This window comes from Okeania sp. SIO2B9, from assembly GCF_010672505.1.
GTDB lineage: Bacteria > Cyanobacteriota > Cyanobacteriia > Cyanobacteriales > Microcoleaceae > Okeania > Okeania hirsuta.
In genome coordinates this window covers 1-2,742 of record NZ_JAAHGK010001059.1, presented here as the reverse complement: position 1 = coordinate 2,742, position 2,742 = coordinate 1, and the positions used below count along the sequence as shown (strand labels likewise).

Here is a 2,742-nt window from a genome sequence, read left to right as displayed (position 1 = left end):
TCGAGAATTTAGTTTAGGAGATTTATTAACTCGTATTGCTGCCATTAGTCAGATTAGTAGTTTAATCAATAGTGCTGTTATTACCACGATTTTTACAGGTGTATTTTCCCTCTTAAATTTGGGTTTAATGTTTTTATATAGCCGAAAATTAGCCTTAATTGTTCTAATCATTGGTTTAATTTCCTTCCTCATCACCTTAATTTCCGGGATCATATTAATTCGCTTTGAACGAGAACAAGAAAAACTGAGTGGGAAAATTCAAGGCTTAACCGTACAACTAATAAACGGCATTCAAAAATTACGAGTTGCTGCTGCGGAAGTTAGAGCTTTTGCCGTTTGGGGTAAAAAATATCAACCTCAAATTCAACTTAATAATCGGATTTTTCAGATTAACGATATTATTTCGGTAATTAATGAAATTGCCTCTCTCCTCACTTCTATGTTGATTTATTGGTTTACTATTCAGATTATTATTTCCGCTCAACAAACAGGAACTCCCGGTTTAAATATTGGTACATTTATTGCTTTTAATTCCGCCATGGGTGTGTTTCTCAGTGGCGTAACTTCCTTGAGCAATACTATTACTGATGTTATCGGTATTGTGCCTTTGTGGGAAAGAGCAAAAAGTATTTTAGACTCTCCCATTGAATATAATCCTAACTTAGCTCACCCCGGAGAATTGCAAGGCAGTATTTCTGTCGATAATGTCACCTTTAGTTATCATCAAAAATCTAAGTTAACAACAGAAACTGCCGATAAAAATGTTTCAGAAATTAACGTCACTACCGTACTCCATAATATTAGTTTAGAAGTTAAACCAGGAGAATTTGTGGCCATTGTCGGTCCCTCCGGCAGTGGTAAGTCTACTTTATTCCGTTTATTGTTGGGGTTCGAGCAACCACAAACCGGAAATATTTTTTACGATGGTAAAAATTTAGCAGAATTAGACTTAGAAGCAGTCAGACAACAATTAGGAGTAGTGCTGCAAAATGGCAAGGTAATGGCAGGCAGTATATATGAAAATATCAGTAGTGGTGGGTTGGTAAGTCCACAAGCAGCATGGTCAGCAGCTCAGAAAGTAGGTTTTGCTAATGATATTAAGAAAATGCCTATGGGAATGCACACATTGATAAGTGAGGGAGGTAGTAACCTTTCCGTAGGGCAGCGACAAAGGTTGTTAATTGCCCGGGCCTTGATATTGGAGCCGAAAATTCTTTTGTTTGATGAGGCAACCAGTGCTTTAGATAATAAAACTCAAGCGATCGTGACTGAGAGTTTGGAGCAGTTGAATGTGACTCGCGTTGTTATTGCTCATCGTTTGAGTACCATTCGGAATGCAGATGTTATTTATGTGATGTCTCAGGGGCGAGTAGTGCAAAAGGGGAGTTTTGATGAGTTGATGGAACAAGAGGGGTTGTTTAGGAAATTGGTTAGTCGTCAGTTGGTGTGAAACAATTCAAAAGTCAAAAGTCAAAAGTCAAAAGTAAGAATTTTTAAGTTAAAAGTCAAAAGACGAATGTAATTGTAGCAAATTGGATAAACCCAATACACTCAGAGCGATCGCTATCGTGCTTCTCTTTAACTTTGTTCCGCTAGCTTTGGATAATCGGATACTCGTGTTGGACTCTCTTGCCAGGGGGAGGGAGAAACAGGCCAGGTAGAGTGGAAATGCAGATGATTAAAAAAAAATAAAAAATATCAAATATCTGTCATAGCGGAGTAAGGATGCAATATCTAGAGATTGAAATAGCGATCGCTATATTGCTTCTCTTTACTTTGTTCCACTGACTTTGGAGAGTCCGATACTTCTGTGGAGCTTATGATTGCTAGGAAGAGGTAGAAACAAGCCAAGTAGGCTGGAAATGCAGATGATTAAAAAAAAAATTTTGGTCAATTCCTTGACAAAAGCTCTCGAATTAAGTATGCTTTCAAGCAAGAAATAAATTACTTGTCCCTAGAAAATAAAAACAATCTCAAGGAGCAATTATGGAAAATTCTGCCATAAATACCAACCAAAAAATGCACGAGACCACATCAGAGTATGCTATTACAGATTATGAGGAACTCAACGATCTGGAACTGGAAAATGTCGCTGGCGGTTTCTTATCGTTTCTTATTCCTGGATATCCTGTTTATTTAGCGTATCGATATTTATTTCCTTTGGTTGAAGAGTTAGAAGAGGATAGTGTTGGTATTATTGAAGAAGCTGATTGGTGGGAACTAGCAGGAGAAGGTATAGAAGGTGCGCAAGAAGCTGCAGCGATATTGGAAGGATTAGGGGAAGCAGGTCTGATCATAGCTTTGTAGGTTTTATATTCTTAGAAAAAATTGCTAAACTAGTGTGGCATACTAAAAAACAAAATGTCAAAAATCCTGATATTTCCTTCTTCGGCAGTCTATTAGCTACTACAAATTGACTGACTAATCTTGCTAGTTCTTTGTTTTCTGTTATTCAGAAAATCTCTACTTACCTCTAGAAAGGGCAAATATCTGGGGAAATCTCTGACAAATTTTTGACTATCTGTATTATAGAAGTAAAATTTTCGTTTCCTCAGAAAAATTTCTAAAAAGTCGAGGAGAGTCAAGAGGCGGTCGCTCTACTTGCTGAAAATCTCTACTTAGCTCTAGATAGACTAAATATTCTGGAAAAGTCTCTGGCAAATTTTTCACTATCTATATATAGAAATATAGAAGTAGAATTTTCATCTCCTCAGAAAACTGGCAAAAAGTCGAGGTGAAGCA

3 protein-coding genes are annotated in these 2,742 nt (G+C 37.0%); 2 read left to right on the top strand and 1 reads right to left on the bottom strand.

Annotation, left to right across the window (positions count from 1 at the left end; genetic code table 11):
* Together F6K13_RS27205 and F6K13_RS27200 are read left to right on the top strand one after the other, a co-directional pair.
* Window positions 1–1,450 (top strand): ATP-binding cassette domain-containing protein (locus tag F6K13_RS27205; RefSeq protein ID WP_287289006.1); only part of this gene is annotated, 1,450 nt, incomplete at its 5' end.
* Between the two features lie 536 nt (window positions 1,451–1,986).
* Window positions 1,987–2,307: a hypothetical protein gene (locus tag F6K13_RS27200; RefSeq protein ID WP_124154156.1), complete on the top strand. Its 321-nt coding sequence runs from the start codon at window positions 1,987–1,989 to the stop codon at window positions 2,305–2,307.
* A gap of 219 nt (window positions 2,308–2,526) precedes the next feature.
* Here F6K13_RS27200 and F6K13_RS27195 read toward each other — a convergent pair whose 3' ends face one another.
* On the bottom strand, window positions 2,527–2,661 hold the full coding sequence (locus F6K13_RS27195; protein ID WP_282433597.1) for a hypothetical protein: 135 nt from the start codon (window positions 2,659–2,661) through the stop codon (window positions 2,527–2,529).
* Window positions 2,662–2,742: the final 81 nt, after the last annotated feature.

Excerpts from the sequence above, each read along its gene's own strand:
- F6K13_RS27200 (WP_124154156.1), top strand. The coding sequence starts at position 1,987 with ATGGAAAATTCTGCCATAAATACCAACCAAAAAATGCACGAGACCACA.